Genomic DNA, 23,311 nt, shown 5'->3' with positions numbered 1-23,311 from the left:
CACCATGACCGCAAGCAGCAAACATCCCGGTAAACAGCGCACGCGCCTGCTCATCATCGCCACAGGCTTCTTTGTCCTGATCGGCCTGGCCTACGGGGCCTGGTGGGTGGGGTTCGCCGCGCGCTACGAGTCCACCGACGACGCCTACGTGCACGGCGACCTGGTGTCGGTCAGCGCCCAGATACCCGGCACGGTGATCGCCATCGGGGCGGACGATACCGATGCGATCAAACAGGGCGACCTGCTGATCAGCCTGGACGGCAGCGACACTGAAATCGCCCTGGCCCAGGCCCGGGCCGCCCTGGCGCAAACCGTGCGCCGCACCCAGACGCTGTTCGTGCAAAACGACGCGCTGGCCGCCGATGTGGCGGTGGGACAAGCCAATGTCGAACAGGCGGAGACCCAGCTGCACAAGGCGCAAAACGACCTGCAGCGGCGCAACAGCCTGCGCGGCTCCGGCGGCGTCAGCGGCGAAGAACTGCTGCACGCCCAGGTGGCGGTGAAATCCGCCCAGGCCAGCCTGGCCCAGGCCCGCGCCGGTCTGGCCGCCGCGCGCGCCACCCTGGCCACCAACCAGGCCCTGACCCACGGCAGCACCGTCGCCAGCCACCCCGATGTCCAGCAGGCCGCCGACCAGCTGCGCCAAGCCTGGCTGGCGCACAGGCGCACGCAAGTCGCGGCGCCGGTCGGCGGCATGGTGGCGCAGCGCACCGCCCAACTGGGCCAGCGCATCCAGCCGGGCACCCCGCTGATGACCCTCGTCCCCCTGGAAAACCTGTGGGTGGAGGCCAACTTCAAGGAAAACCAGCTGCACGGCGTGCGGCCCGGGCAAACGGCCACCCTGGTGTCCGATCTGTACGGCGACGATGTCGTCTATCACGGCATCGTGCAAGGCATCTCGGCGGGCAGCGGCGGAGCCTTCGCCCTGCTGCCCGCGCAAAACGCCAGCGGCAACTGGATCAAGATCATCCAGCGCGTGCCGGTGCGCATCCGCCTGGATCCCAAGGAACTGCAGGCCCACCCCCTGCGCGTGGGCCTGTCCATGACCGCCAAGGTGAAGCTGGACAGCGCCACGGCGGCCGACACCGCCCTCCCCCCGGCCGACACCCGCCAAAGCACCCCGATCTACGGGCATGATCCCGCGGAAGTCGACACCCTGATCCAACGCATCATTCAGGAAAATCTGGCCCCATGAGCACGGCAGCCTCATCGCAAGCAGACGCGGCCGGCCCGGCGCCGGCGCCCAACCCCCACGCGAAGCAGCCGCCCGAAAGCGGCTACCCCCCGCTGGAGGGCAGCGCCCGCGCCTTCGGCACGATTGCCGTTTCGGCGGCGGTCTTCATGAATGTGCTGGATTCTTCGATCGCCAACGTGTCGATCCCCACGATTGCCGGGGATCTGGGCGTCAGCAGCACCCAGGGCACCTGGGTGATCACCTCGTTTGCCGTGGCCAACGCCATCACGGTGCCACTGACCGGGTGGCTGACCCAATACTTCGGGCAGGTGCGGCTGTTTGTCATCTCGACCCTGCTGTTCGTCCTCAGCTCCTGGCTGTGCGGCTTTGCCTGGTCATTTGAATCCCTGGTGTTCTTCCGCGTGCTGCAAGGGGCCGTGGCGGGGCCCATGATCCCCCTGTCGCAATCCCTGATGCTGGCCAGCTATCCCAGGGCCAAGGCCGGGATGGCCCTGGCCCTGTGGTCCATGACCATTCTGGTGGGTCCGATTGCCGGGCCGCTGCTGGGCGGCTGGATCTCGGACAATTACGACTGGTCCTGGATTTTCTACATCAATGTCCCGGTGGGCCTGCTGGCCGCCTGGGGCTCCTGGCAGGTCTACAAGACCCGCGAATCCCGGCGCATCCGCCTGCCCATCGACCGCATCGGCCTGGTGCTGCTGGTCGTCTGGGTGGGGGCCCTGCAAATCATGCTGGACAAGGGCAAGGATCTGGACTGGTTCGCCAGCCCGCTGATCTGCGCCCTGGCGGTGATTTCCGTCATCACCTTCGTGTATTTCGTGATCTGGGAGCTGACGGCCAGCCACCCGGTGGTGGACTTGACCCTGTTCATGCAGCGCAATTTCACCACGGGCACCATCGCCCTGTCCGTGGCCTACGGCCTGTTCTTCGGCACGGTGGTGCTGCTGCCCTTGTGGCTGCAGAGCACCATGGGCTACACCGCCACCTGGGCCGGTGTGGCCGCCGCCCCGGTGGGCATCCTGGCGATCATCCTGTCGCCGGTGGTGGGCAAGCTGCTGGCGCGCCACGACCCGCGCATCATCGCCACCACGGCCTTCCTGATTTTTTCCCTGATCAGCTACATGCGGGCGCAATACAACACCCAGGTGGATCTGTTCGGCGTGATGCTGCCCACCTTCATCCAGGGGGCGGCCATGGCGGCCTTCTTCATCCCGCTGACCACGATTTCCCTGTCCGGCCTGAACCCGGAGCGCATCCCCGCCGCCGCCGGCCTGACCAACTTCTTCCGCCTGGTCTGCGGGGCCTTCGGCACGTCGATCACCACCACGCTGTGGGAAGACCGCGCCATCCTGCACCATGCTCGCCTGACCGAAGTGGCCCGTCCCGGGGAACCCGCATTCGACCACATCATCAACGGCATGGGCAACCTGGGCATCAGCCGGCAAAAAGGGGCCGCGCTGCTGGATCAAGTAATCAACCAGCAGGCCTATACCATATCGGCCACCGACTTTTTCTTTGCCTCCGCGATCATCTTTCTACTGCTGATCGGCCTGATCTGGCTGGCCCGGCCCAAGACCGCCAGCCACGGCGGCGGGGCCGCGGCGGGGGCGCATTGAAGGTGCATTGAGGGTGCTTTGAGCCCATGACAGCGCCGCATGCGCCGGCGTGCCGCCCCGACGGGTTGAAAAACCCGCTGATCGGCACGGGCGGCATGGGCGGGGCCCGCGCCGCATTGACATCTTTGTCCTCGGTGGGCTAGTGTCCTGTTTGGTTAGTTCGTGTATTCAGATTCGGATGCCTGGGCTTGTCAGACAAGGCGCAAACCGCAGCGATAGCCAGTGCTATCTCGAGGATTTGCAACGCAGTATGGCGAGCCCAGGCGCCGAAGATGAGTATTTGAATTAGCCAAACAGGACACTAGATTCAAACCCCCACCTGTCGTGCCGGCCAGCGGGTTTGGCGCCGCCTGGGCCGTCGTCAAACCACCGCAATCAAGCGCTTTCATTCCATGGAAAAAATCCGTCTGGACAAATGGCTATGGGCCGCCCGCTTCTATAAAACACGCAGCCTGGCCGCCCACGAGATCGGCGCGGGCCGCGTTCAGGTCAATGGCCAGATCATCACCAAGCCCGCGCGCGACGTCGGCGCGGGCGACCTCATCCGGGTACGCAAGACCGGCCTGGACATCGAAGTCGAGATCCAGGCCATCAGCGCCGTTCGCGGCCCGGCCACCCGGGCGGCCCTGCTGTACCAGGAAACCCCCGAAAGCGTCGCGGCCCGCGCCCTGGCCGCCGAACAGCGCCGCCTGGCCCCCGAACCCGCCCTGGGCCAGTCCACCGGCCGCCCCACCAAGCGCGACCGTCGCCTGATCGACCAAATACGCGGACGGTAAATCCCGCATGCGCGGGATTGCCTCGTCCGGCCGGAGCCCATAGTCTTTTGCCATTTACGACCCCCTAAATGAGGCAAAGCATGGCAATCGACATTATTGATGAAAACTATTACCGCATCATGAACCCGGACGTGGCGCAAGCGGTCGACGCGGGCATCGGCACCCTGCGCCAGCACTTCGAGCTGTACGGCATGCAGGAAAATCGCCAGGCGGTCGAATGGTTCAACCCCGTCCAGTACCTGACCGCCTACGCAGACGTGGCGGCCGCCATACAGAACGGGCTGACCAACGCATACCAGCATTTTCTGAATTTCGGCATCAACGAAGAACGCGCGCCCATCGCCGGTTTCGACGCGGACTACTATCTGAGCCAAAACCAGGATATTGCGCAGCAGATCGAATCGGGGCAATTTTCTTCGGCGGTGTACCATTTCATCCACTACGGAATCAACGAAATCCGCAACTACAACCCAGAATTCAACCTGGTGGACTACGTGAACAGCCATGTGGACGTCGCCGATGCCATCAACAGCGGGGCATGGTCGCCGCTGCACGTCTATCTGCAGCAAACCAACAGCCTGGTGCCCATTCCCACGAACCCAAGCCTGCCAGACACCGGCCCTGTTCCCGAGATAGACGCCGCCTTGATCGACGCCATCATGCTGGATCTCGCCGATCTGCTGGCCTCCATGCCCATCCCCTTCGATCCGACCGATCTGCAGCAACAGATCCTGAATTCCGGTCTGGTCACCCCGGACAAGGTGGGGCCGGATGGCCTGTACGATCCCGAACCCCTGGTCATCTTCGTGCTTGAATACTTTGGGATGCCCCAGGATTTCATCGACATCGCCCTGGGCACGCTCCATCAACCCGCTATCGCCTGATCCATTATTTTGGCAAGTTTTGGCAAAACCAATCCGCCATTTGCACTAGCAAAAAAATCTGTGTTATAGTTTCGCTTCTTCGCAGTTCCCCGATAGCTCAGTCGGTAGAGCGACGGACTGTTAATCCGCAGGTCCCAGGTTCGAGCCCTGGTCGGGGAGCCAAAAATACCGAAAAGAATCAAGCGCTTAGGTCGAAAGACTTAAGCGCTTTTTTTCTTATGTATCCCCCTCGGAATGGTCGGTGTCCCGCGCCTGTCCCAAAACCCGAAGTTTGGGGCATGTGGTTCCCTTGTATACCATCAGCTTGGCCTTGATGGCGCGGTCTTGCCTGCGCTCCCTCTCCTGAACAACACACCTGAATGGGCTGATGTTTGTCCAGCAAGGCGATGAACACCCAGGCGCTGGTCTGTCGTTAAACTCATCAAGCGGGGTATATCAGAGTTTGCCTGTAATACGCAAAAAGCGTAGGATTAAATCCTACAAATTCCAACAGGGAGCCGGCCATGCGTTCGACTCAACAATTCAGCATTACGCTGCCAAATGAAATGGCCGATGTGGTCAAGGCCAAGGTTGCCGCCGGCGAGTACGCCACGGAAAGCGAGGTCATCCGGGACGGCCTGCGCACGCTTTTAGCGCGCGACCGCGCCATGGAGGCCTGGCTGCGCGAGCAAGTCGTCCCGGCCGCCCAGGCGCTCAAGGCCGCGCCGGAAAGCGCGCTGTCCGCCGATCAGGTGCGTGAGCACCTGGTGAAGAAGCGCCGCAGCCGCACGGGTACGGATAAGGCGTGAGCTACACCGTTCAATTTGCGCCGCAAGCCCTGGCGCAGCTTGATGCGATTGAAGACTATATCGCGCACGCCGGCTCGCCACGCGCGGCGGCGCGCTACGTCGATGCCATCGTCACCTATTGCGAGAGCCAGGTGACATTTCCGCACCGTGGCATCCAGCGCGATGATCTGCTGCCGGGGCTGCGCATCACGCACTATCGGCACAGCGCCATCATTGCCTTTCTCGTAGACGATAAAGCCAACACCGTGTCGATCATCGGCGTGTTTTACGGCGGGCAGGACTACGAAACCGTGTTGCCCGACCTGTCCGACGAATAGCTATTTTTACGAGGCGGAAACGCCGCGCCCCAAGCATGGCCGATGACGTGATCGGACGCACTTGGGATCGGCCCATGCCGGACACGGCCCGCGCCGCGTGCGACTGTTGAGCTGTCGGCCCCAAGGCGGAATACGACTTGGGGCCGATTTGGATTGAGGCCCGCCGCGCCCCGGTCACATCGGGGGGGGCAGCGGGCCGGCTTGTACAGCCTTCGATGGGCCGGCAAGCCGTCCGGCACTCGTAAAAAAGCACCTATCGGAATAGCTTGCGGTGAGCATCTTTCGCCTTGCGGGCTTCGGAGCGGTCAATCGACATGCCAAGACTTGCGATGTCATCTGCCATTGCAGTACCCAATAAAAGTGGCCCCACCAGAGCAAGGCCAGAAGCAGAAAATTATCTTGTATTTGATACTATATTTCAGTATCATAAACCCATGAAAGCCAAACAACGCAAAACGCTGGAGTTGATCTTTTCCAGACCAACCCCGGCAGGGGTGAAATGGAGTGATGCAGCATCGCTACTCACCGAGCTTGGCGCTGAAATTACCGAACGAGAAGGCTCCCGTGTTGCTGTTTTCCTGTTTGGGCGGGTGAAAGTTATGCATCGCCCTCACCCATCCCCCGACATGGACAAAGGCGCTGTGGCATCCATCCGAAAATGGCTTGAAGAAAACGGAGTGAAACCATGAAGAACACCATGACGATCGGCGGTCAGCAGGCCGTCATTACCTACGACCCGGACATTGAAATGTTCCGGGGTGAATTTGTGGGCCTGAATGGCGGCGCGGACTTCTATGCTGCGGATGTTGCGGGACTGCATCGTGAGGGTGAAGCGTCCCTTAGCGTATTTCTTGACGAGTGCGCGAAGCACGGGGTTGAGCCTCGCAAGAATTTTTCAGGAAAATTCGTTTTGCGAATCGCCCCTGAAGTTCACGAGGCGGCCACTACTGCCGCAGCAGCCAGCGGCGAGAGCCTAAACCAATGGGTCGCTGACGCCATTCGGAAGGCTGCATATACGTGAAAATAGCCGCCCGTAGGCGGCAGTAAAAGCACTGATGCTCATTCGCTAAAACAGCTGCCCTGCATGATAACAAGCAGTACGACGGCGACAATGGCGGCCGTCATCGGTCATACGGGCCAGCGGCACCGCGATGACATAACGGGCCAGGCCAGACCAGCCGGCTCCTTTTGCAGGGACAACGCTGCTGGTGGGAAGCGCCAGGCTCAAAGGCTTGGGTTCCGGGCAAGCAGATCGAAAGACGTCATACCAACCCCAACTCGTCCAGCATGACGGCAAGTTGCTGGCGTTCCGCTCCATCCACAGCCATGAGTGGCAGTGGCAGGCTGGGTGACGGCACCAGGCCACGTAGTTCGGCTGCCGCAGCGATGACGCGCAGGCTCCCGCCGTACTTGCCAAACAGCGCCCACAACGGCTTGAGGCGATCCGAAAGCCTCATGGCTTCTTCTGCATTGCCTGCCTGGGCCGCCCGCGTGATAGTCACCGCCACTTTGGGAAACAACCCGCCAATCACCGAGTACCAGGCTTCGCAGCCGGCATTCAGGCCTATTCCGGCGCAGGCGTCCCCGCTGATTCCGATCGTGACATGCGAAGGGATCATGCCCCGCAGATGATCGACGCGCGCCTTGGCTGCCACGGGATCGGCCGGCACGCCGGGGATCTTGATCGAGCGCACGTTCGGCAACTGCGCGATACGACCATGAAGCTCGTCGGTGAACTGGAAGTGGGTGGTGCCAGGGTTGTCGTACACACACAGCGGCACCGACAGTTGGCGTGTGACGGCTTCATAGAGTCCGAAAACCTCATCGCCAGTCAACTTCTGATAGGACACCGGTGCCAGCAATACGCCGCTGGCGCCCGCTCTCTGCGCGTCATCGGCCAAGGCAAGTACATCACGCGCACGCACGGCGCCAATGCCGACGATCACTGGGGTACCACCGGCATGTTCAACCGCGAGCCGTGCCACCCGTGCCCGTTCGGCTATCGTGAGATAGGCATAGCTGCCAGTTGAGCCGAGGGCGCAGATGGAATCCACCCCGGCAGTAGTCAATCGTTGAACCAAAGAAGCAAATGCCGCCTCGTCGATACAATCCCCACTGATTGGGGTGAGGGGAAATGCACTGAGGCCAGCAAACATGCGTGAACTCCTTTATTGATGCCGATGGGCGGAGGAAAACAGGCGGTTCATGTACCTGTACCGCCATGTTCAGGTTAATATCGTCATGAGTGTAATTATACATTGGCATAGGACAATGATAAAGATTGCAGGGAAGACCGCCATTGAAATATCGGAGAGCATCCGCACACTGATGCGGAACGGCGAGCTGCGGCCTGGGGACTCGTTGCCGCCTGTGCGCGAGCTGGCGGAAATGCTTACGGTCAACCGCAATACGGTCGCGGCCGCCTACCAGCGGCTGGTGAAGACAGGCATTGCGCTGACCCAGGGCCGCTTAGGAACCACCCTATGCGAACCGCCCCGCGCGGGAGAGCAGGAAGGTTTGAGCGTGGGAACGGCGTTGATCGACCTGGCCGATGGCAATCCTGATCCACGATGGTTGGCTGATGTGACGACTGTGCTGGCCGACTGCCTGCCCAAGCCGTTCCTTTACGGCGAGGACACGATCCTTCCGGCTCTTCGCCAGTTGAGTGAAAAATGGCTCGGGCCAGACTGTCCTGCCCGGTGGACGCTTGAATTGACTCACGGGGCGGTTGACGCCATTGAGCGCTTGGTTGCCGCTCATCTGGTGCCAGGCGACAGAATGGCCGTGGAAGATCCCTGTTTTCTTGGCACGATCAACGCAGTGCGCCTAGCGGGAATGCAGGCGGTGGGTGTGGAAATGGATGAGGCCGGGATGCAGCCGGATGCGCTGGCGGCAGCCTTGGACAAAGGCGCGCGCGCGGTACTGCTCACTCCCCGCGTCCACAACCCAACGGGTTGGAGCCTGTCCAAGCGCCGCGCAGAAGCACTGAAACACGTCCTCGCGAGGCACCCGGATGTGCTGGTCATCGCCGATGACCATTTCGCCCTGCTCGCCGAAACACCGTATCACTCCGCCATCCCTGCCTCGACAGCGCATTGGGCACTGGTGCGCTCTGTTTCCAAGGGCTTGGGGCCGGATTTGCGCCTTGCTTTCGTGGCCTGCGATTCCGAGACAGCGGAAAGACTGCAAACGCGGCTGGCGCCCGGAATGACGTGGGTGAGTCATATCTTACAAGCCATTGTAGTCGCCTGTTTGACCTCCGAGGAAGTGCGGCAGCAGTTCAATCGTGCCCGTGAGGCATATGCGAGCCGCCGCAACGAACTGCGTACCGCCTTGTTGGCACAGGAGATCGACGTGTCACCAAGTTCAGGAGGATTCAACGTATGGGTGCCGTTACCCAAAGCTGAGAAGGATGTTGCCTATGCACTGGCCAAGAGGGGCTGGCTGGTTCGGTTGGGTAGCGTATTTGATGTGCAAGGCGAGTGTCGGGCCATCCGCGTCACTGCATCCAAGTTGCAGGATGGGCAGGCACAGCGTTTTGCTCTTGATCTGAAGGCTTGTCTTAGCTCGTAAACCATACAGGACAGCGGCTTACACGGCACCAGCGCCGAGCGAGAACCCTATGCCGTCATTCAGCATCGCGTCGCGCCCACCAGCGAGCATGACATTACGCCGGTAGACACCGGCTGCGCGCTGGTCGTCGGCCTCCGGGCGATAGATCACGCAATGCGGGCGCAGGCTGAACATGCAGCGGCGCGGCCTTGATTTTTTGTTCAGCCTGCCAAATGTCATGAGCAGTTTGTTCCGCTACCCGCAACGAATCCTTGTTCAAAAAAGGCTTTCAATCCTTTATACCGGGATGTCTTTATCATGATTGATTGCATCGTGTAGCGCATCAGATATCAAATCACATTTACCGCCTTGGGCTTGGCGGTAGTTTTTCAACGCAGACAAACTTTGGCTACCAGACCCCCAGCACTTCCGCAGCTTCGCGCTGTTTCGGCCCACGGGCCTCGATCAGTTCGTTGACGGCAAGCGCCGGGCGTGCTGTCGACGTAAACTGCCCAAAAAGGTCTACACTCCAAAAGATGAACAATCCGACATCAATGAGCAACCCGGCATGACGGTTACCATCTACGGCATCAAGCACTGCGACACAATGAAGAAGGCCTTTGCGTGGCTTGGTATGCAGGGTGTTGATTTCACATTCCACGATTATCGCGTCGCGGGCATCACCCGCGCCGAGGTCGCCGCGTGGGTTGCCGAAGCAGGGCTCGACAAGGTGCTGAACAAGGCGAGCAAGACATTTCGCGCCCTGCCCGAAGTGGCACGCGACGGTCTGGATGAAGCCAGAGCGATCGACTTGATGGCCGCGGAGCCGACGATGATCAAGCGCCCGGTGCTGGCGACGCCGCACGGCATCGAGGTCGGTTTCAAGCCCGAGCGCTACGCAACGATTTTCGGGCGTTGAGCGCGGCGGGCCGCGCAAGCCCTCGCCGATGCCGTCGAAAAAACGGGGCGCAAATCCCGCTGGCCTATTTCAGCATGAATGCCTCAAAAAACCGGCTCAACGCGGCATGGTCATCCAGCGGCAAAAGATTGGCGATGTGCTGATCGGGGCGCACCACCACCATGCAGCCCTGCGCGCGATCGACGCCATACTGTTCAAAAACGTCGTAGGTCTCGTTTGTCTGGAAAACCTTTTCGTAATCGCGCAGGCCGTATTTTCCTTTTGCGGGCCAGAGGAAATCCGGCATCTGCTCGATGGCCAGATCTTGCTGCTGAAAGACGGCATAGACATCAATCACCGAGTCGATGTCCGCCCCGGCCGGGGTATATTGCCTCACCGGCGAGGTCTCCGCATCCGCCAGGAACGCGATCAACCGCGCCGACTTCGAGGCGGCGTCCAACGGGCTGCGCGCATCGCCGAAAATGAATATCCGCCAGCGGCCATCCGCCTTGTTCAGGTGCCCCAGTGGCACCGGACACCCATCCGCCACGCGCACGGCCTGCGCGGAACGAAAGCGCTGCCCGACCGGGAGCCCATCCGCCAAGGCCTGATGCCGGTGCCCCGCGCACAGCCAGGACTCGTCATAGCCAATCGAGGTGCCGGCGATGAATCCGTTCTGGCGGGCGATGAAGTGTTCAATCTCGGCGGTGCCGGTTTTCGCCGATGCGGCGTCTTTGCCGGCGCTGGGGCGCGTGGCGACCAGCGCCGACATTTCTCGATCCGCGTCGATCAGCATGAAAGCCACCTTGCGGCGCTCGGCCGCGTATGTCCGCAGCAATTTCGGGTGCGATTTTCCCCGCAGCACCGCCGCCAATTTCCAACCCAGATTAAAGGTGTCGGGCAGCGAGGTATTCAGGCCCCATCCCCCTTTCGGACTGTGCGTGTGGCAGGCGTCGCCCGCGACAAAGGCGCGGGGGATCAGATCGCCCGGACTGCCCGCCGGGACGTCGTCAAAACGCTCGGCCACGCGCTGTCCAACTTCATAAATGGACCACCAAGCGACCTCCTTGACCGCCAACTGATACGGATTCATGATCCGCTGGGCCCTGGCGATCAGGTCATCGACACCCAGTTCCAGCTGAGAAGCGCGCTGATCCTTGCCCAACAGGTCGAGTTCGACGTACAGACGAACCAGATAGCCGCCCTCGCGCGGCACCACCATCACCGCGCCGTGATCCTTCGACTGGATGAAGCTCTTTACCCGAATATCCGGGAAATCCGTCACCAGCAGCACATCCATCACGCCCCAGGCTTTGTTGGCCGAGTCGCCTTGCAATTCGATTCCGAGGCACTTGCGCACCGCGCTGCGGGCGCCATCGCACCCCACCACATAGCGGGCCTGGATGGTTTCAACCTTGCTGGATTGGCCGGCATCGTTGCGCTCGAAGATCGCGGTGATGGGATATGCCTGCAAATCCTGGGTCAAGTCCCGATCCACCGTCAATTCCAGCAGGCGGCGGTTGTAATGCGGCACCAGATGCGTGACGGAATGCGCCATGCCATCGAGCAGGATGTCGTGCAAGCGCGCCTGGTTGACCACCCCGTGGGTGAACTCGGACAGCCCCAGCCGCGCATCCGCCACTTTGTGCGCGCGCTTGATCCGCTGCGGATTCTGCGCATCCGGTTCCCAGAAGGCATTCTGGTGCAACGGATAGGCTTCCTTCACCAGCCGTTCGCTGCTGTTGAAGGCTTCCATGATTTCCATGGTGCGGCAGGAAATCCCATCCGCCTGACCGAACAGCATCGGCCCGGGCTTCTGCTCGACGATGCAGGTCTTGATATCGGCGAAGTCCGCCAATTGCCGCGCCAGCGCCAGGCCCGCCGGGCCGCAGCCGACGATCAGCACATCGACCGCTTTCGGCAGATCAAGCAGCGGCGGCGGCAGTGCGGGCTCACGCGCCTCGTCGGACACCTGATAATTGCCGGGTTTGAAACCGTTCAAATGGTATTGCATGGATCAGCTTCCTTGTCTCCCGTTGTTGGAAGCAACATGGTAGGGCACGGCGGCGAACCGCTAAATGCAGTTTTCGTCGTTAAGCTTGTACTTTTCGCAAGGTTCTGCTGTGGCCCGCCGCCGCGCCCGGTAGTCGGTCGGCGGCATGCCGACATGGCGGCTGAAAAATCGGGAGAAGTAGGCTGGATCACGAAAGCCCAGGGCGAAGCATATCTGGTTGACCGACTGGCCGCTGTGCAGCAGCAGGCGTTTGGCTTCCTGCAACTGGCGCTCGAAAATCAGCTGCTTGGACGATATGCCCGCCAGGCGCCGGCAAATCAGGTTGAGCCGCGCGGTGGTCAGGCCCAGCGCGTCGGCATAGCGGCGCAATGGCCAGTGTTCGATGTAGCAGGCTTCCACCAGCTGGTTGAAACGGTGAAACTGCAGCAGGTCATGGGCCGGTGCCAGGCTGTCGCGCTGCGGCCATTCGGCCAGATACAGCAGTTTGGACAGGATCAATCGCAGCAAGGCCAGGAGGTTGGCCTCACGGCCATCGCGCCGGCTGGCGAATTCGTCGGCCACCTGCTGGAACAGGGGCGCCAGGTGCGCCGCAACGCGGGCGGCCTCGTCCCGCTGCTCGCCCAGGCTGACGCACAGCGGCTGGTTCAGCCGGGGGGACAGAACGGGTTCGCCTTCGAACAGTTGCCAGACCAGTTGCTGGCGCACAGTGACAACCTGGCCTTCGCTGGCGGCATCGGTGACGAAGGCGTGGGGGACGCCAGGCGGCGTGAGGAAACACAACGGCCCTTCCAGGCGATATGGGCGATCGTCCAGGTAAAGATGGACATGCCCGTTGTGGATGTAATGGAGCTGGAAGTAGCGGTCATGACGATGCACCGCCACGCTGCGGCCAAAGAATTCAGAGAGGCGGCCATGGCCATCATAGTGAAAGTCGGCATCGGCGTAGCGCTGGTCGTAGGCTTGCCCAAGGTCGAGAACCGGGATACCGGCAAGCGGTTGCCCGGACACCACGCGGCCCAAACCCTATTTCTTCAACGGGCAGCTGCTGAACCCCAGCAGCCGGTACAGGGGGCAAAAGCCCGCCAGCCCGGTCACCAACGGGATCACCCCCACCCAGCCCCACCAGCCCACGGTTCCGGTGGCGGCCAGGGCGATCAACACCACGCCCAGCGCCACGCGCAACCCACGATCTAAACCACCTAAGTTGGATTTCATCCGTTTTCTCCTGTGATGAAAGCCCCCCGATGCGCCCCCGGAATACCCGCCGCTTGCCAGCCGACGTACTGCCAGGCGCCCATTCAAGGGCAAAAAATATCTTTCAGCGTGCCGATCAGCTTGGCCACGTTGGGGTTGTCAATGCGGTAATACAGCGTCTGCGCCTCGCGCCGGTAGGTGACCAGGCCCTCGTCGCGCATTTTGGCCAGATGCTGCGATAACGCCGATGGGCTGAGATCGACCATCTTGTTCAACGCGCCGACAGTCATTTCGTCCTCGGCCAGCAGCAGGCACAGCACCAGCAGCCGGTGCGGATTGCCGACCGCGTGCAGCAAGGCCGCCGCCTGGGCGGCACTGTCTTGCAGGCGTTCTAGATCGGATAAAGCGTGTGTCATGAATCCCGGTGTTCTGTCTTGTAATTTAGTTAAATCTAATTTAGCATATTCTTAATTAATGGACAATACACAGCACAGCATCACCCACGCAGGCAATCCATACCACCAGCCCAAGCCGCCCTGCGGCGGCGGGCAACCACCATCACAAAGGAACCCGGCAATGACCAAACCGTACCAAGCCATAACGCAAGAAATCTCCAGCCACCTTGCGCAGTTGCGCAAGACTCAGGCCCCGGTCATGAAAAGCTTCAGCGACCTGGGCAGGGCCGCCCTGGCCGGCGGCGCGCTGGACCCGAAAACCAAGGAACTCATCGCGCTGGCCCTGGGGGTGGCGGCGCGCTGCGACGGCTGCATCGGGTTTCACACCAAGGCCCTGGTTCGCCTGGGGGCCACCCCCGAAGAAGTGCACGAAGCCCTGGGCGTGGCCATCTACATGGGCGGTGGGCCCGTGGCCATGTACGCGGCCAATGCGGTGGCCGCATTCGACGAATTCGCCACGCCGGCAACGGCATAGGCGGCAACGGCTGCCAGCGGCAACGGAGATACAAGCAGCGACAGCGGCACCAGCAGCGACGGCGGCAACGGCCTGGGCGACATCAGGCCGGGCCGTTGCCGCCCGCTCCAAGCGTCATCGACAGCCGGAACGTCCGCCGTTCGGCTGACGAAAAGGTCGACTCGGACGAATCAGGGGGGCGGCGGCAGTGAGGAACCCAGGATCCCGTCCAGGTCGTCCAAATCCGTTACACCGGCCAGCTGAATCAGCGTGTCGGCCGTCGTCAGGCCGCCGACGCCGTCGCTTTGAAACACATAGGTATGGCCACCGTGCTCAAACGCCACGGTGGCCTGGCTGGTGGCGGTCAATTGGTCGGCCAGGGCCTGCAGGACCGTGTCCAGTTCCCCGATACTGCTGGTGTCGGCCACAATGCCCGCACTACTGATCGCATGCGAGTCGGCGCCAACCGTAATGCTGCCCGTCTTGACCACGGTATAGCCGTCCTCCAGCTGGAGGTAGTCCTGGCCTACCGTAAACCCGGTAATCACATCCCAGCCATGGTCGATGGCCGGAGATTCCGACACGTCCCGGGCGTCCTTCGGGCATTGGGTGATCTCGATTGCCTCAAGCTGACTGGCCGATGACGTCACACTGAAGGCCCCAGCCAATCCGTCCTCCGCGGCGACCAGGGTGAGCTGGCCGCCGGAAAAATCGGCGGCGTCATCCACGGGTTCTATCACGCCCGCCAGCGCGGTGGACGCGTTGATCGCTGCCGCCAAATTAGCAAGGCTGCCTTCCATACTGAGTGGAGCAATCGAGCTGCTGATCGTGACGGGGCCCAGACCACCAGCCTCAATGGTGACAGTTAGCGGTTCGAGGACATCATATCCAAGCGCGCTGGTATTGAAACTCAAGGTGGTTTCCTGCGCGACGGCCGGCCTGGCCCCGCCGACGATCACGATGTCCTCGCCATCGCCCAGGGTGATCTGGTCGGCCCCGAGGCCGCCGGCGATGAAGTTGGTGCCTTTGCTTAGGCCCTCACCAGTCGTCTTAACGGTCAGTATCTGGTCGCCAGCGGCCCCCAGGATTGTGACTTCGCCTTTGCCGGCAATCGGCCGGCCGTCCGCCTGATCAGCCGTCAACGTCAAGGTTGCGGCTGACTGGACAGAAAACAGGTCAACCACAGCCAATGTCGGATTCAGGGTGACATCCGAGCTACCCGAACTGACTGTCGCTGTGACGATCAGAGAATCCGCCAGGCCGGAAAAATCTGAATCAGCCGACAAGCGGCTGACACTCACCTTGCCTTGCCCCTGGATCTGGGCGCCCTCAAGCTGGTAGCCGAAAGCAATCAATTCGACATTATCGGCAAGGTGCAGCGATGACGCTCCAAAGTCTAACGAGTCCGCTTTTCTATAGGCTCTCAGGTCGCCCTCCCCCGTCGAGTTCTCGACCCAGACCGAAGCCGTGCCCAGCCTGATATCCTGGCTGAGGGTCGAGCCACCGGCAATATCGTAGTATGCATCAACCTGAACGGTGCTGAGGCCACTCAAGTCCGCGTTCATATTGCCCGCGTCATCGTGCTGATCCTGCAGCCGATTGACCACAACGCCGCCCGTGCCGGTGATCTGCATGCCGCTGATCACCGGCCCCAGGCCGGACAGGGTGATGTCGTTGACGATCAGGCCGTCCACGTCATCCACCGGCACGCGAACCGCCGCCCCCGTGGCCGGCGTAAAGACATAGTCGTCGCCGTCCACGGTGATCACGACGTCGCCGTTCAAGACACCCAGGGTATGGAGGCCGCCGCCGTCGTCCGTCACGGTAAAGGCGGGGCCACCCCCGCCACCGCCGCTCCCACCCCCGCCGGCATGATCCGACTCGAACGTGTCGGGCAGCGGCAGCAAATCATCCGGCACCACCACCCCGGGCGGCACCACCAGCTTGGAGCCCTCGGGCGGCACGAAATCCACGGGAATCGGCGTGTCGGGCGCGGGCGTCCAGCCGTCGGGCGGCTGAAAATCGGGCAGAAAAGGGGCGATCTGCGCCATGCGCGCCAACGCCAGGTCGTAATTGCCCGCGCTCAACGCATCCATGAACGACGCATCATTCTGGAAAATGGCCAGGTCGATGCCGTTGCCCAGGTCGCGGCTTTCCAGCACACCGTAGTTCATCAGGTGCTGCAGCGCGGTCATCTGCCCGGCGGCCACCGCGCCCGCTACATCGGGGTTGGCCGCCAGATATGCGGCCAGGTCGATGAAGGGCGAGATGGCGCGGGTTTCAGTGCTGCCGTACTGCAAAAAATGCTGCACCGCATTCAAATCCGCGCCCAGCGCGGCGGCCACGTCGGGATTCAAGGCCAGATAATAGTCGGGGTCGAAAACAATCAGCGGCGAACGGTCTTCCGGGATGCCGTACAGCAGAAAATGATCATACGCGGTGATCAGGCCGGCCAGCACGGCGTCGGCCACGTCCGGGTTGGCCGACAGATAATATTGCGGGTCGAACAAGGGGCCGGGGGCGCGGCCTTCGGCATTGCCGAATAGATTGAAATGCTGCTCGGCGGTCAGGCCATTGCCCTGCAGAATGGCGGCGGCCACATCCGGGTTATAGGTCAGGTAATAGTCTTCGTTGAACAGGTTGTATGCCATGAATACGGTCTCCGGGTCGGGCAAGGCCGCAGCGGGCAAACCAGGCCACCAAGGGCCGCTCGGGCAGCCTGCTCGCCATGTGAATCAAACTTGAATCAAGCTGGGTTGAAGCTTGATTCAAGTCGGGCTTTGCCGGTTGTCTTTGTATGATGCGCAAATTGTTTATGCATAAATTGTACCTGCTTGTTTTTTCCACGAACACAGCAATCCGGGCCGGCCATTGAAAACCCCGTCCAGGAAAACCCCTGCCCAGGATCGCGCGACAGCACCGGGGCATGAAAATAAACTTCACACCTCAAGAAAAATCTGGTACGTTTTAGCGAAACGAGCAACGGCCCGCACCCTGCGCCCGAAGGCCGCACATACCGGAGAAACCCTTGAAGAAAAATATTCCCGCCCTATGCGCGGCGAGTCTGGCCATGCTGGCGCTGGCCGGCTGCGACAACAGCGGCGGCGGCGATGGCGGCACCCCCGACCAGCCCGTGGCGCAAGCGCCCAATATCCTGTTCGTCATCATGGACGACGTCGGCATCGACCAGATGAAGGTCTTCGGCTACGGCGGCGATATGTGGCCGATCCTGCCCAACATCAATGCCGTCGCCCAGGCCGGGGTGCGGTTTCGCAACACCTGGTCCATGCCCGAGTGCTCGCCGGGCCGGGCCGCCATGTTCCTGGGCCGATATCCGCTGCGCACCGGCATCAACCAGGCCATCGGCCCCCGCGATCTGGCCACGTCCCAAGTGTCGCCCTACGACATCACCACGCCCAAGCTGCTGAAGCGAGCGGGCTATGAAAGCGCGATGTTCGGTAAATTCCACTTGGGCGGACCGGAAAACAACCAGGCCGAAAACGCCACGCCCAGCGTGCTGGGCTGGGATTATTTCTACGGCTGGATCGGCGGACTGCCCGGGTCGAACGACCGGACGGTGGGCGGCTACGACAAGGCGGGCACCCGCATGTGCGGCTTCATCCCCGGCGAACGGGTCGCGGGCGGGGCCAAAAGCGGGGCCTGCTACCAGGCCGACGGCAGTTGCGCCGTCATGACGCAGACCTCGGCGGATCAAGACGCGGCCGGCCTGCAGTGCATCGCCGCCGGGGGCCTGCTCGTCCCCAACGCCAGCTGCGGCGCCATGCCGTCGTACCTGGATTTCAATATCGAAAACGCCTACTATGTCTCGCCGCTGGTCATCATCGACCAGGGCGTCACCGAGGCCGTCCCGCTGTCCGACCCGCGCGCCCGGGGCTATCGCACCACCATCGAAACCGACGCCGCCATCCGCTGGATCAACGCCCGCCCCGCCGGCAAGCCCTGGATGGCCACGGTCAGCTACAGCGCCGCCCATACGCCCTGGCAGCAGCCCCCGAAAAAACTGGTGCCTCTGGCGCCCGGCGGCGCCAGCCCCCTGGATGCGCTCAGTTGCACAGCCGACGGCAGCGACCGCGGGGCGCTGGATCAGCGCATCATCCAGGATCGCATGACAGAGGCCCTGGACACCGAATTCGGCCGCCTGCTGGTGGAAACCGGCCTGGCCACCCGCAAAAAAGACGGCAGCCTGGACTACAAGCCCGAAGCCAGCAACACCGTGATCGTGATCGTCGGCGACAATGGTTCCCTGGCATCCGCCGTGAAGCTGCCTTTCGATCTCACGCGGGCCAAGGGCACGGCCTACCAGACTGGCGTCTGGGATCCGCTGATCATCGCCGGGCCGCAGGTGGCGCAGCCCGACCGCGAAGTCGACCATATGGTCAACACGGTCGATCTGTACCAGTTCTTCGGCGAACTGGCCGGCCTGGATGCCCAGCGGGAAGTGCCGCACACCATTGATTCAGTCGGCATCCTGCCCTACCTGACCGACCCGGCCCAGAGCAGCCTGCGCACCATCAACTTCACCATGGGGGGGCTGAATGAACAGGCCAACGGCGGGCGCAACGGCCCTTGCGTCATGAGCACGGCCTGCACCGTGATCCCAACCTCGAAAAGCGTGTGCGAAGACAATATGGGCATCTACTGGGGCGAGGGCTACGACGACCCCTCGGTGATCCCCACCAATCCGCCGGGCGCGGGCTACGCCACCTGCGCCGACGTCAACGAGGCGCGCTACAAGGCCGATCCGCCCCAAAGCGCGCTCGTCCTGGTGCCCGAATCCTCCGTGGCGATCCGCAACGAACGCTACAAGCTGGTGGTCAACACCAGCGTGGACTACGACCCGGCGACCGACAGCCAAAAGGAATTCAGCAGCGAAGAACTGTACGAAGTCAACCAGGCCGCCCCGGTGCCGCTGCTGGATACTGCGGAGCGCAATCTGCTGCCCACCTCGGATCCCGGCCTGGAAGCCATCCGCCAGGACTTGCGCGACAAGCTGGACGCCATGCTGGCATCCAACCCGCCCTGCCCGGGCGACGGCAACCTGGACGGCGTGGTCGATGCGCAAGATCTGGACAACTGGCGGCAGATCGCGCGCGACTGGGGGCAGTCCAGCGTCTACGACTTCCCGACCCCGCAGTACCGCGACGGCATCACCGACAGCCAGGATGAAGCGGTCATCCTGGCCCACTTGAACAAGGCCTGCCAGCGAACCTACACGCTGCGCTGACGCTTCGCGCGCAATCGGTATACTGACGCTTTCCCGTATACCGATTGCGCCCGCGCCGCCAGACGCCATGCCCAGAATCCTGCACACCGCCGACTGGCAGATTGGCCGCCAATACGGGCGGTTTGCCCCCGAAGACGCCGCCGTGCTGGCCGATGCGCGCTTTTCCACGATCCAGCGCATCGCGGCGCTGGCCGCCGAGGCCCGGGTGGACGCTGTTCTGGTGGCGGGCGACGTGTTCGATGCGCAAACGGTATCGGATCGCACCATCCGGCGCCTGTTCAATGCCCTGCAGGGCTACCCCGGCCCCTGGGTGCTGATCCCCGGCAACCACGATGCCGCGCTGGCCGAAAGCGTCTGGAGCCGCGCCCGGCGGCTGGCGGCGATCCCGCCCCATGTCCATGTGCTGCTGCGGCCCGATACCCTGGAGCTCCCCAACGTCGGCCTGGCGATCCTCGCCGCGCCCCTCACCCAGCGCCAGACCCGCCACGACCTGACCGAATGGTTCGACACCGCCCGGACTACGCCCGGCCTGCGGCGCATCGGGCTGGCCCACGGCAGCGTGCAGGGGCTGCTGGCCGAGGCGGCGGATACATCCAACCCGATCGCGGCGGACCGGGCGGAGCGCGCCCGGCTCGATTACCTGGCGCTGGGCGACTGGCACGGCCTGAAGCAGGCCGGCCCCCGCACCTGGTACAGTGGCACGCCCGAACAAGAACGCTTCAAGGACAATGGCGCGGGTCACGTCCTGCTGGTCGACCTGCCCGGCGACTCAGGTCTCCCGCAGGTCACCCCGCGCCCGACCAGCCAATATCGCTGGGAACACTGGGACGTCGAACTCGCGCTGGCCACCGACCTGGATCAGCTGATCGCGCGCCTGCGGCAACTGCCCGGCCACACCGTCCTCGACCTGGCAATCTCCGGCCACATCGATCTGGCGGAGGAAACCCGCCTGCAGCAGGCCCTGTCCGTCACCCAAGGGCGCTGCCGCAGCCTGCAGGCCGACCTCGACAGGCTGCGCCTGACCCCGTCGGCGCAAGACATCGCCGCCCTGCAGGCCGACGGCTATCTGGGCGAAGTCATCGACGAACTGCAAGGCCAGCAGGACGGCCCCGAGGGCCAGACCGCCCGGGACGCCCTGGTCATTCTGTCCCGGCTGCTGCGCGCTCAGACGGACGCCCAGCCATGAGGCTTCTGCGCATTCGCATCGAACAGCTGCGCCAATTTCGCGGGCCGCTGGAAGTCGGCCCCCTGGCCCCCGGCATCAATTTGTTCGCCGGTCCCAACGAATCCGGCAAAAGCACGCTGGTTCAGGCGATTCGCGCCGCCTTTTTCGAGCGGCACAAATCCAGCATGGTGGACGACCTGCGGCCCTGGGGGGATTCTTCCGCCGCGCCCAGCATCCAGCTGGATTTCGACTGGCAAGGCCGGCACTGGTCTTTGCACAAGCGCTTTTTAAAGCAAAAGCGCTGCGACCTCAGCATCGACGGCGAGCGCTTCGACGGCGACGAGGCGGAAGACAAGCTGGCCGAACTGCTGGGCTACCGCTTCGCCGCGCGCGGGGCCAGCCGGGCCGAACACTGGGGCATACCCGGCCTGCTGTGGATCGAGCAAGGCACGGGCCAGGATCTTCACGAAGCCGTCGGCCATGCGGCGGACTACCTGAAATCCGCCCTGGGACGCAGTCTGGGTGAAGTGGCCAGTTCCGCGGGCGAAGCCCTGATCGGCGCGGTGACGCAAGAGCGCGCCCGCATCCTGACCGGCACGGGGCGGCCCACCGGGGCCTATGCCGAAGCCAGGCAGCAATGCGCCGACGACGAAGCCCAGTTGGCAAGCCTGGATCAATCCATCGCCGCCTACCAGGCGCAAGTCGACCGCCTGGGCGAACTGCTGAATCAGCAGGCGGGCGACGCGGCCCGCCCCTGGCGGGGCTACCGCGAGGCGGCGGCCCGGGCCGAGGCCGAACTGGCCGCCGTACAAGGTCTTGAACAAGCGCAGCAGCGCGAGCACCAGGCGCTGCGGGACAACCGGGACAAACAAGCCCTGTACCACGACCAACTGGCGGCCTGCGCCCAGCGGCAGGCCGATCTGGATCACCGGGCGCGTGAACGGCAGCGGGCCAGCGCTGCCCTGGACGACCTGGAAGCCCGTCGGCCGCAGGTTGCGCGCCGGCTGAACCAGGCCCAGGCCGACTACCGGGCGGCCAGCGACACGCTGCACCGGATGCGCCGACGCGAACAGCACCACGTGGTGCGCCGCGAACTGGCCCAACTGGATCAGGATCTGGCGGCGCTGGCCGGGCGGCTGGATCAGGCGCGCACGCTGCAGGCGCAGTTGCTGGCGCTGCGCGGCCAGGTGCAGGCCAACCCCGTCGGCCCGGACGCCTTGAAGCAACTGCGCGACATCCACCAAGATCTCAACACTATCGACATCGCCCGGCAGGCGATGGCCACGCAACTGCGCTTCGACCTGCTGCCCGCGCAGCATCTCCAGTTGGGCGACGAGACCCTGGCGGGCCAGGGCGAGCGCCGACTGATCGCCCCCGCCGAAATCCGCATCCCCGGCGTCGGCACCTTGCACCTGCGGCCCGGCGGCGCGGACATCGCCGATCTGGCGCGCCGCAGCCAGGCCGCGCAAGACCGCTATCAAGCCGCCCTGGACGCCTTGCAAGCAAACAGTCTGGCGCACGCCGAAACCCAGGCCGAACAACGCCGCGCCCAACAGGAAACCATCGGCCGCCACGAATTGCTGCTGAAAAACCTGGCGCCGCAAGGCGTGGACGAACTGGCCACCCAGCAGGCCCTGGGGGTTCAACGGCAGCAAGCCCTGCGCGGGCAACTGGCCGACCTGCCCTCGCCCGGCCCGGACGATATCGGCCTGGCCGAGGCGGAAAGCCGGCAAATACATGCCCAGACGGCACTGCGGGCCGCCGAGCAGCAGCAGGGAGAATTCGAGAAAGCGCACAGCCTGGCCCGGCAGGCCGCCGCCAGCGCGCAAGGGGAATGGCAGCGGCTGCACGACGCGCTGCAAGCGCCGGATCACCGGCGCCAGACCGCCGAATGGCAGCAGCAACTGCTGGCGCTGCGCGCGCAAGACCCCCTGCTGCAGCAGGCGCTGGACGAGCGGCAGCGGACAATCGACGCGGCGCGGCCCGACATCCTGCGCCAGGACATCCAGCGCCTGGGCGCCACAGCGGACATCCTGGAAAAAGAAGCCCAAGCGCGCACCCTGGACATCGCCCGGCTGCAAAGCACGCTGGATGCCCTGGGCGCCCACGGGCTGGAGGAACAGCGCGCCGAGGTGGCCTTGCGGCTGCGGCACGGCCGGCAGCGCTGCGACGCCTACCAGCGCCATGCCGCCGCCCTGGATCGCTTGCTGGGCCTGCTGAACGACAAGCGCCGCGCCCTGACGCAGCGCATCCAGGCCCCCTTGCAGCGGCACCTGGATCACTACCTGGCGCTGTTGTTTCCCCGCGCCCGCCTGGATCTGGACGACGCGCTGCTGCCCCGGCAACTGAGCCGTCCCGCCCGGGACGGAGAAGCCCACGACGACTATCTGGCCCTCAGCTACGGGGCACGCGAGCAACTGGGCCTGATCAGCAGGCTGGCCTATGCCGACCTGCTGCAGGCGGCGGGCCGGCCCACTCTGATCATCCTGGACGACGCGCTGGTGCACAGCGATCCGCAGCGCCTGTCCCACATGAAGCGCATCCTGTTCGACGCGGCCCGGCGCCACCAGATCCTGCTGTTCACCTGCCAGCCGGAGCACTGGGAAGACCTGGGCGTGGCGGCCATCAGGATGGAGGCGCTGCGCGGCTTGACGCCCCTAGGGTAAAGCCGAATTTTTCTTGCGAAGCGCAATTGCTAGAATCTTTAACTAAATGCTAATATATTAGCTACTTAAAGGAACGGCCCACGGCAATCGGG

Annotated in this window: 21 protein-coding genes and 1 tRNA gene; 15 read left to right on the top strand and 7 right to left on the bottom strand. The window is 63.4% G+C overall.

Annotated features, from left to right (window positions below; genetic code table 11):
• The first annotated feature begins 4 nt into the window (after positions 1-4).
• The 9 genes from ACMHYJ_RS01485 (at position 5) to ACMHYJ_RS01445 (ending at position 6,597) form a co-directional block, all read left to right on the top strand.
• Positions 5-1,195 carry an HlyD family efflux transporter periplasmic adaptor subunit gene (locus ACMHYJ_RS01485; protein WP_414244421.1) on the top strand — a complete coding sequence of 397 codons (1,191 nt, stop codon included), beginning with the start codon at positions 5-7 and terminating at the stop codon, positions 1,193-1,195.
• Complete coding sequence (locus tag ACMHYJ_RS01480; protein WP_414244420.1) at positions 1,192-2,811, top strand: DHA2 family efflux MFS transporter permease subunit; 1,620 nt, start codon at positions 1,192-1,194, stop codon at positions 2,809-2,811. The genes ACMHYJ_RS01485 and ACMHYJ_RS01480 overlap by 4 nt, the downstream gene beginning before the upstream one ends.
• A gap of 392 nt (positions 2,812-3,203) precedes the next feature.
• Complete coding sequence (locus ACMHYJ_RS01475; RefSeq protein ID WP_414244418.1) at positions 3,204-3,587, top strand: RNA-binding S4 domain-containing protein; 384 nt, start codon at positions 3,204-3,206, stop codon at positions 3,585-3,587.
• Positions 3,588-3,667: 80 nt separating this feature from the next.
• Positions 3,668-4,471, top strand: coding sequence for a hypothetical protein (locus tag ACMHYJ_RS01470; RefSeq protein WP_414244417.1), 804 nt, complete (start codon positions 3,668-3,670; stop codon positions 4,469-4,471).
• An 86-nt stretch (positions 4,472-4,557) separates the two neighbouring features.
• Positions 4,558-4,633 (top strand) — tRNA-Asn (locus ACMHYJ_RS01465).
• A 341-nt stretch (positions 4,634-4,974) separates the two neighbouring features.
• Positions 4,975-5,259 carry a ribbon-helix-helix domain-containing protein gene (locus ACMHYJ_RS01460; RefSeq protein WP_414244416.1) on the top strand — a complete coding sequence of 95 codons (285 nt, stop codon included), beginning with the start codon at positions 4,975-4,977 and terminating at the stop codon, positions 5,257-5,259.
• On the top strand, positions 5,256-5,576 hold the full coding sequence (locus tag ACMHYJ_RS01455) for a type II toxin-antitoxin system RelE/ParE family toxin (protein ID WP_414244415.1): 321 nt from the start codon (positions 5,256-5,258) through the stop codon (positions 5,574-5,576). Before ACMHYJ_RS01460 ends, ACMHYJ_RS01455 begins: the two co-directional genes overlap by 4 nt.
• Positions 5,577-5,890: 314 nt before the next feature.
• Positions 5,891-6,265, top strand: a complete 375-nt coding sequence (locus ACMHYJ_RS01450) for a type II toxin-antitoxin system HicA family toxin (RefSeq protein ID WP_414244414.1) — start codon at positions 5,891-5,893, stop codon at positions 6,263-6,265.
• The gene (locus ACMHYJ_RS01445; RefSeq protein ID WP_414244413.1) at positions 6,262-6,597 is read left to right on the top strand and encodes a type II toxin-antitoxin system HicB family antitoxin; all 336 of its coding nucleotides are present in this window, start codon (positions 6,262-6,264) and stop codon (positions 6,595-6,597) included. The genes ACMHYJ_RS01450 and ACMHYJ_RS01445 overlap by 4 nt, the downstream gene beginning before the upstream one ends.
• A gap of 241 nt (positions 6,598-6,838) precedes the next feature.
• On the opposite strand, the gene ACMHYJ_RS01440 is transcribed toward ACMHYJ_RS01445, so the two are convergent.
• Positions 6,839-7,732 carry a dihydrodipicolinate synthase family protein gene (locus tag ACMHYJ_RS01440; protein WP_414244412.1) on the bottom strand — a complete coding sequence of 298 codons (894 nt, stop codon included), beginning with the start codon at positions 7,730-7,732 and terminating at the stop codon, positions 6,839-6,841.
• Between the two features lie 118 nt (positions 7,733-7,850).
• Here ACMHYJ_RS01440 and ptsJ point away from each other — a divergent pair, with 118 nt between their 5' ends.
• Entirely contained in the window at positions 7,851-9,149 is a 1,299-nt protein-coding gene (gene ptsJ / locus ACMHYJ_RS01435) for a transcriptional regulator PtsJ (protein WP_414244831.1), read from the top strand.
• Between the two features lie 18 nt (positions 9,150-9,167).
• Here the strand turns inward: ptsJ and ACMHYJ_RS01430 are convergent, their stop codons facing one another.
• A complete protein-coding gene (locus ACMHYJ_RS01430) occupies positions 9,168-9,368 on the bottom strand; it encodes a hypothetical protein (RefSeq protein ID WP_414244845.1) in 201 nt (66 codons plus the stop codon).
• A 328-nt stretch (positions 9,369-9,696) separates the two neighbouring features.
• On the opposite strand from ACMHYJ_RS01430, the gene ACMHYJ_RS01425 reads away from it, so the two are divergent.
• Positions 9,697-10,047, top strand: coding sequence for a Spx/MgsR family RNA polymerase-binding regulatory protein (locus ACMHYJ_RS01425; protein ID WP_414244411.1), 351 nt, complete (start codon positions 9,697-9,699; stop codon positions 10,045-10,047).
• A 64-nt stretch (positions 10,048-10,111) separates the two neighbouring features.
• Here the strand turns inward: ACMHYJ_RS01425 and ACMHYJ_RS01420 are convergent, their stop codons facing one another.
• The 4 genes from ACMHYJ_RS01420 to ACMHYJ_RS01405 all read right to left on the bottom strand — a co-directional run bounded on the left by ACMHYJ_RS01420 (position 10,112) and on the right by ACMHYJ_RS01405 (position 13,650).
• Positions 10,112-12,040, bottom strand: a complete 1,929-nt coding sequence (locus tag ACMHYJ_RS01420) for an FAD-dependent monooxygenase (RefSeq protein WP_414244410.1) — start codon at positions 12,038-12,040, stop codon at positions 10,112-10,114.
• Positions 12,041-12,100: 60 nt separating this feature from the next.
• Positions 12,101-13,051: a 4-hydroxyphenylacetate catabolism regulatory protein HpaA gene (gene hpaA / locus ACMHYJ_RS01415; RefSeq protein WP_414244409.1), complete on the bottom strand. Its 951-nt coding sequence runs from the start codon at positions 13,049-13,051 to the stop codon at positions 12,101-12,103.
• Positions 13,052-13,063: 12 nt separating this feature from the next.
• On the bottom strand, positions 13,064-13,255 hold the full coding sequence (locus tag ACMHYJ_RS01410; RefSeq protein ID WP_414244408.1) for a DUF2892 domain-containing protein: 192 nt from the start codon (positions 13,253-13,255) through the stop codon (positions 13,064-13,066).
• Positions 13,256-13,338: 83 nt separating this feature from the next.
• On the bottom strand, positions 13,339-13,650 hold the full coding sequence (locus tag ACMHYJ_RS01405) for an ArsR/SmtB family transcription factor (RefSeq protein WP_414244407.1): 312 nt from the start codon (positions 13,648-13,650) through the stop codon (positions 13,339-13,341).
• Between the two features lie 160 nt (positions 13,651-13,810).
• On the opposite strand from ACMHYJ_RS01405, the gene ACMHYJ_RS01400 reads away from it, so the two are divergent.
• A complete protein-coding gene (locus tag ACMHYJ_RS01400; protein ID WP_414244406.1) occupies positions 13,811-14,164 on the top strand; it encodes a carboxymuconolactone decarboxylase family protein in 354 nt (117 codons plus the stop codon).
• Positions 14,165-14,334: 170 nt separating this feature from the next.
• Here the strand turns inward: ACMHYJ_RS01400 and ACMHYJ_RS01395 are convergent, their stop codons facing one another.
• Positions 14,335-16,794, bottom strand: coding sequence for a hypothetical protein (locus ACMHYJ_RS01395; RefSeq protein WP_414244405.1), 2,460 nt, complete (start codon positions 16,792-16,794; stop codon positions 14,335-14,337).
• Positions 16,795-17,171: 377 nt separating this feature from the next.
• On the opposite strand from ACMHYJ_RS01395, the gene ACMHYJ_RS01390 reads away from it, so the two are divergent.
• The 3 genes from ACMHYJ_RS01390 (at position 17,172) to ACMHYJ_RS01380 (ending at position 23,219) form a co-directional block, all read left to right on the top strand.
• A complete protein-coding gene (locus ACMHYJ_RS01390; RefSeq protein ID WP_414244404.1) occupies positions 17,172-19,388 on the top strand; it encodes a sulfatase-like hydrolase/transferase in 2,217 nt (738 codons plus the stop codon).
• Between the two features lie 67 nt (positions 19,389-19,455).
• Positions 19,456-20,574: a metallophosphoesterase family protein gene (locus tag ACMHYJ_RS01385; protein WP_414244403.1), complete on the top strand. Its 1,119-nt coding sequence runs from the start codon at positions 19,456-19,458 to the stop codon at positions 20,572-20,574.
• On the top strand, positions 20,571-23,219 hold the full coding sequence (locus ACMHYJ_RS01380) for an AAA family ATPase (RefSeq protein WP_414244402.1): 2,649 nt from the start codon (positions 20,571-20,573) through the stop codon (positions 23,217-23,219). Before ACMHYJ_RS01385 ends, ACMHYJ_RS01380 begins: the two co-directional genes overlap by 4 nt.
• Positions 23,220-23,311: the final 92 nt, after the last annotated feature.

The sequence above is a fragment of the Castellaniella hirudinis genome (assembly GCF_047468865.1).
Taxonomy (GTDB): domain Bacteria; phylum Pseudomonadota; class Gammaproteobacteria; order Burkholderiales; family Burkholderiaceae_B; genus Castellaniella; species Castellaniella hirudinis_A.
Note: the sequence above shows the minus strand (reverse complement) of the source record. Positions and strands in the feature narration are given on the sequence as shown.

Excerpts from the sequence above, each read along its gene's own strand:
- ACMHYJ_RS01420 (WP_414244410.1), bottom strand. The coding sequence starts at position 12,040 with ATGCAATACCATTTGAACGGTTTCAAACCCGGCAATTATCAGGTGTCC.
- ACMHYJ_RS01385 (WP_414244403.1), top strand. The coding sequence starts at position 19,456 with ATGCCCAGAATCCTGCACACCGCCGACTGGCAGATTGGCCGCCAATAC.
- ACMHYJ_RS01400 (WP_414244406.1), top strand. The coding sequence starts at position 13,811 with ATGACCAAACCGTACCAAGCCATAACGCAAGAAATCTCCAGCCACCTT.
- ACMHYJ_RS01430 (WP_414244845.1), bottom strand. The coding sequence starts at position 9,368 with ATGACATTTGGCAGGCTGAACAAAAAATCAAGGCCGCGCCGCTGCATG.
- ACMHYJ_RS01425 (WP_414244411.1), top strand. The coding sequence starts at position 9,697 with ATGACGGTTACCATCTACGGCATCAAGCACTGCGACACAATGAAGAAG.
- ACMHYJ_RS01450 (WP_414244414.1), top strand. The coding sequence starts at position 5,891 with ATGCCAAGACTTGCGATGTCATCTGCCATTGCAGTACCCAATAAAAGT.
- ACMHYJ_RS01445 (WP_414244413.1), top strand. The coding sequence starts at position 6,262 with ATGAAGAACACCATGACGATCGGCGGTCAGCAGGCCGTCATTACCTAC.
- ACMHYJ_RS01395 (WP_414244405.1), bottom strand. The coding sequence starts at position 16,794 with ATGGCATACAACCTGTTCAACGAAGACTATTACCTGACCTATAACCCG.
- ACMHYJ_RS01440 (WP_414244412.1), bottom strand. The coding sequence starts at position 7,732 with ATGTTTGCTGGCCTCAGTGCATTTCCCCTCACCCCAATCAGTGGGGAT.
- ACMHYJ_RS01480 (WP_414244420.1), top strand. The coding sequence starts at position 1,192 with ATGAGCACGGCAGCCTCATCGCAAGCAGACGCGGCCGGCCCGGCGCCG.
- ACMHYJ_RS01475 (WP_414244418.1), top strand. The coding sequence starts at position 3,204 with ATGGAAAAAATCCGTCTGGACAAATGGCTATGGGCCGCCCGCTTCTAT.
- ACMHYJ_RS01470 (WP_414244417.1), top strand. The coding sequence starts at position 3,668 with ATGGCAATCGACATTATTGATGAAAACTATTACCGCATCATGAACCCG.
- ACMHYJ_RS01485 (WP_414244421.1), top strand. The coding sequence starts at position 5 with ATGACCGCAAGCAGCAAACATCCCGGTAAACAGCGCACGCGCCTGCTC.
- ACMHYJ_RS01380 (WP_414244402.1), top strand. The coding sequence starts at position 20,571 with ATGAGGCTTCTGCGCATTCGCATCGAACAGCTGCGCCAATTTCGCGGG.
- ACMHYJ_RS01410 (WP_414244408.1), bottom strand. The coding sequence starts at position 13,255 with ATGAAATCCAACTTAGGTGGTTTAGATCGTGGGTTGCGCGTGGCGCTG.
- ACMHYJ_RS01405 (WP_414244407.1), bottom strand. The coding sequence starts at position 13,650 with ATGACACACGCTTTATCCGATCTAGAACGCCTGCAAGACAGTGCCGCC.
- ACMHYJ_RS01460 (WP_414244416.1), top strand. The coding sequence starts at position 4,975 with ATGCGTTCGACTCAACAATTCAGCATTACGCTGCCAAATGAAATGGCC.